We start from the raw sequence: 3785 nt of genomic DNA on the forward strand, positions 1-3785 counted from the left end.
CGGGACGACGCGACCGTCCGGCAGCGTGTACGTGCCCTCGATCCATCCCACGTCGCCCTCGAGGCGGACTACGGGTGGCGCGGGACGGGCACCTCGAACCGTCCCTGAACGCGAGGAGCCACGACCTCGAGGTCGGACACGGAGACGCCACCGTACGTGCCACCGTCGAGGGGCCACCCCTGGAGGTCGAACGTTCCGCTCACGACGCCGCCCTGGACACGGAGCGTGACGGTCCCCTCAGGGTAGCTAGCCGACACGTCCGAGGGCGAGAACGGCGGTGAGCCGGAGACGAAGCCCGGGACGTCAGAGATCAGGAACGTGGCGCCGACGTTCGTGCCCGTGCCGTCGAACCGTGCGTCATACGTGCCCGGGATGAACTGGAGGCCAGCCTGGGAGATTCCGACGCTGATACACGGGTCCGGCCCGTTGCACAACGGCCCCACGTACGCAGACCGGACGACGACCTGGTCGCGTGTACCCAGGCCGCTGTACTCGAACATGAAGGAGCGCGCCTCGTTGCGAAAGTCGAACGACGTCCCGTCCGGCAGCACGACAGTCCCCTCGATCCAGCCTGTCTCAGGCTCGGGGATTCCGGCGTCGCACCCCGCGACGCATAGGGCGAAGAGAAGGAAGAAGATCCGCAAGGGGGATGTCGATAGAGTGTGCGGTAAGGTCCGTCCTCGAGGGCGGAATCCCCTAGTCTGGATGCACTACCTCGAGGACGCGACCGCACGAGGCACGCCCTCGAGGGCGGCGCTAGGTTCGACGCCGGTTCCCTTTCCTGACTATGCCCGCCGTCGTCGAGTTCGACACCGCCGCCCAACTCGTTCAACGACTCGCCGCGCGCTACGCGGGGACCGGCAAGGCCGCGCTCGGCTACAAAGACAAGGCCACCAAGCAGTGGACCGACATCACGTGGGACGACCTCGATGGCCGCGTTCGCGCGTTCGCGTCGTGGCTCGCCGCGCAAGGCGTCGTCAAGGGCGACCGCGTCGCGATCCTGAGCGAGAACCGGCCCGAGTGGGCCGTCGCGGATCTGGCCACCCAACTTCTAGGCGCCGCCACCGTCGCGCTCTACACGAGCACCCCCACGGACGACGCGGCGTTCATCCTCCGGGACAGCGGCGCAAAGGTGCTCGTCGCCTCGACGCGCATCCAGCTCCGCAAGGGCGTCGCCGCCCTCGACTCGTGCCCCGACCTCGAGGCCGTCGTCTCGATGATCGAGCCTAGGACGCCAGACGACCGGGTCACATTGTGGGACGCCGCCCTCGAGGGCGGGGCGGCTCAGCCCGCCGACCTCGATGCGCGAGCCGACGCCGTTACGCCAGACGACCTGTCGGCGCTGATCTACACGTCCGGCACGACGGGGCAGCCAAAGGGCGTCCAGATGACGCACCGCAACCTGATGTCGAACGCGCACGCAGCGCACCAGCGGTACGACATCACCGAGGACGACGTCCACCTGTCCTTCCTGCCGCTCAGCCACGCCTTCGAGCGGACCTGTGGCTACGCGACGGTGCTCGCGGCCGGCGCCCAGATCGTCTACGCCGAGTCCGTCGACGCGATCGCCAAGAACTTGCCCGAGGTTCAACCCACCCTTGTCGTGGCCGTCCCGCGCCTGTTCGAGCGGATCTACACCACGATCCACAAGACCGTCGAGGCCGCGCCCGCTCCCAAGCGGCTCCTGTTCGCGTGGGCCAAAGACGTCGGCGGAGCCGCGGCCTTGAGCGCGAAAGAGGGGCGTACGATTGGACCTGTCCTCCGCGTCCAGAATGCGGTCGCCCAACGGCTCGTGTTCAAGTCGCTCCACGACAAGCTCGGCGGGCGCCTTCGGCTCGCCATCAGCGGCGGGGCCGCGCTCCCCACTGAGATCGGCGAATTTTTCGAGGCCGCCGGGATCCGCCTGATCGAGGGCTACGGGCTGAGCGAGACCGCGCCTGTCCTGGCCGCCAACCCCTACAACGCGCCGCGCTATGGGACCGTCGGGTGGGTCATGCCCGGCGTGACCGTCGCCATCCGCGACCTCGAGGACGGCACCACGATCGACGCCCTCGAGGGAGACGACTACCCGACCTCGAGGACGACCGTCGCCGGCGAGATCGTGGCCAAGGGTCCCAACGTCATGCCTGGCTACTGGCAGCGCCCCGGCGCGACGGACGCGGCCTTCGACGCCGACGGCTGGTTCCTGACCGGCGACGTCGGCCGGTTCGAGGATGGCTACTTGCGCATCACCGACCGCCTCAAGCACATGATCGTGTCGCGAGGCGGCAAGAACATCTACCCCGGCCCGCTCGAGGCCGAGCTGTCGTCGAGCCCGCTCGTCGACCAGATCATGGTCGTCGGCGAGGGCCGCGCGTTCCTGACAGCGCTCGTCGTCCCCGATCATGTGGCCGCCCAGATTGTGTCGGGATCGTCCGACCTCGAGGACGACGCGTTTCGCGCTCCGTTCGACGCGCTGCTGAAGGCCTACAACCGGGGTGCCCCCAGCCACGAGAAGGTGCGCGATCTCCGGTTCGTCCACGACCCGTTTACGGTCGAGAACGGCTTGCTCACGCCGACGATGAAGCTGAAGCGCCGCACCGTCGAGGACGCCTACTCCGCCTTGATCGAGCAGATGTACGACGACTAGGGAACGTCCTCGAGGCCGCCGCGACCTCGAGGGCGCGTTCGCTACGCCTCGCGACGCCGGAGCACCGATGCAAGCGCATCGAGACGGACCGGCTTGGGGAGGTAGCCGTCCATACCCGCGGCGAGGCACGCCTCCCGGTCGCTCCGCAGGGCGCGTGCCGTCAACGCGATCACGCGTGGCTGCTGGTCCTCCGGGAGCTCTCGGCGGAGCCTGCGCGTCGCCTCGAGGCCGTCCAGACGTGGCATCATGACGTCCATCAGCACGAAGTCATACGTGTGCTGCTGGAGCCGCTCGAGGACCTCGACGCCGTCCGAGGCGACATCGGCGCGGTAGCCGAGTTGCTGGAGCATCTGCAACGCGAGGGCCTGGTTGTCCGGCTCGTCCTCTGCGAGCAAGATCCGCGGCATGGTGCTGTCTTCCTCTTTGGGTGTGGGAGTCGCCGGGATGACGGCCTCCTGAACGCGCGTGCTGAGACCGCTGGACTCAGCCATCGGCGCGAGATTCGGGGCCGACTGGTAGTCGATCACGCGGCGCAGGAGGGAGTGGAGCGCAGACGACGAGATCGGCTTGAGGACGGTCGCTGCGACCAGGTCCGGCGCGTGCCGGGCCTGCTGCTCGGACGACAGGACCACGAGCGGGAGCTCCGAGGTCGTCTGGTAGGTCCGCATAGCCTCCGCCATCTCGAGCCCGTCGGTCTCCGGGAGCACCATGTCGAGGACGCCCACGTCGTACTTCTTGCCCTCGCGGATCCACCCGATGGCCTCGTCCGGCTCCGACGTGTGGTCGACCTCGAGGCCCCACCGCGTCAGTTGGTCCACGATGAGCGCCCTCCCGGCCTCGTTGTCGTCGACGACGAGCGCGCGGCGACCGGACAGCGACGTCGTCGCGTCGGAGATGACGACTCGGCCCGAGCCCCGGATCTGCTGGAGCGGGATCAGGACGCGGAACGTGCTCCCCTCCCCCGGGGTGCTCTCGGCCTCAACCGTGCCGCCCATCAGCTCGACGAACCGCCGCGTGATGGCCAAGCCCAGGCCCGTTCCTCCGTACGCCCTCGTCATCGACGCGTCGGCCTGAACGAACGCGTCGAACACGGACTCGAGCCGGTCGCGGTCGATGCCGATCCCCGTGTCTCTGACCTCGGCCCGCACCCAGACCG

At 68.7% G+C, this 3785-nt stretch carries 3 protein-coding genes; 1 reads left to right on the forward strand and 2 read right to left on the reverse strand.

The genetic code is table 11. The annotated features are described in order from the left end of the window. Positions 1–68 precede the first annotated feature (68 nt). Positions 69–644 (reverse strand): hypothetical protein, encoded by a 576-nt coding sequence (locus WBA11_RS04905; RefSeq protein ID WP_424519603.1) that lies wholly within the window; start codon positions 642–644, stop codon positions 69–71. A 143-nt stretch (positions 645–787) separates the two neighbouring features. On the opposite strand from WBA11_RS04905, the gene WBA11_RS04910 reads away from it, so the two are divergent. Beyond that, positions 788–2629, forward strand: a complete 1842-nt coding sequence (locus WBA11_RS04910; protein ID WP_424519604.1) for an AMP-dependent synthetase/ligase — start codon at positions 788–790, stop codon at positions 2627–2629. A gap of 41 nt (positions 2630–2670) precedes the next feature. Here the strand turns inward: WBA11_RS04910 and WBA11_RS04915 are convergent. Further along, positions 2671–3785, reverse strand: a 1115-nt coding sequence (locus WBA11_RS04915; protein WP_424519605.1) for a response regulator, incomplete at its 5' end; no start/stop codon positions are given.

The sequence above is a fragment of the Rubrivirga sp. genome (assembly GCF_049648075.1).
Lineage (GTDB): Bacteria > Bacteroidota > Rhodothermia > Rhodothermales > Rubricoccaceae > Rubrivirga.

Bases quoted from the DNA above. Each gene is read 5' to 3' on its own strand.
- WBA11_RS04910 (WP_424519604.1), top strand. From the start codon at position 788: ATGCCCGCCGTCGTCGAGTTCGACACCGCCGCCCAACTCGTTCAACGA.